Origin of the sequence: Myxococcus sp. AM011 (assembly GCF_013372595.1) — a bacterium.
Taxonomy (GTDB): Bacteria; Myxococcota; Myxococcia; order Myxococcales; family Myxococcaceae; genus Myxococcus; species Myxococcus eversor.
The window spans coordinates 1-549 of the sequence record NZ_JABXEM010000616.1 but is presented as its reverse complement, the minus strand read 5'-3'; the positions used below and the strand labels follow the sequence as shown (position 1 = coordinate 549).

Sequence of the window (549 nt, the reverse complement as noted above, 5' to 3'; positions counted from 1 at the left end):
CATCCCGGCCGCTGGAGCGCCGGGCACCCCGGGGACGGGGCGGGCGGGCCCTCGGTGTCACTCGGGAGAAGGGCGGCTGCCGCTCTGGAGGTGATAGCTGCGCTACCCGGTGCCCCAACCCCCGCTGGCGGCGGCCCGTGCCGGGACACTGTAGCGGTTGCACGTCTCGCTCATTCGGTGTTAAGCGGCGCCCGCGTGTGAAGGGGTTGGATCTGGGTGGCATGGGAAATCCGAGGGTTTCCCAGGGTTTGGGGAGGCGTCCGAATGGTGGAGCAAGAACCCCCAAAAAAGGTCGCTTCGGACGGCAGCGAGCTGGGGTCGATGGCTCGCCACATGAGGGCGGCCGAGCCCTACGTCTCGGCGGTGTGGAAGCTGGTGGGTGGGGCGGTGGTGGGCGTGCTGGGCGGCTACTGGCTGGACAAGAAGCTGGGAACGGCGCCGTGGCTGCTCCTGGGGTTGAGCCTGCTGGGTATCTGCGTGGGCTTCTACGGATTCCTCCGGGAGATGGCCCGACTGGGGAAGCGGAAGTGACGGGGCAGGGCGAGGAGA

At 69.0% G+C, this 549-nt stretch carries 1 protein-coding gene; it reads left to right on the top strand.

The window, feature by feature from the left end; translation table 11 throughout:
- Window positions 1-264 precede the first annotated feature (264 nt).
- Window positions 265-531 (top strand): AtpZ/AtpI family protein, encoded by a 267-nt coding sequence (locus HUW62_RS47680; RefSeq protein WP_163863747.1) that lies wholly within the window; start codon window positions 265-267, stop codon window positions 529-531.
- The last annotated feature ends 18 nt before the right edge of the window (window positions 532-549 follow it).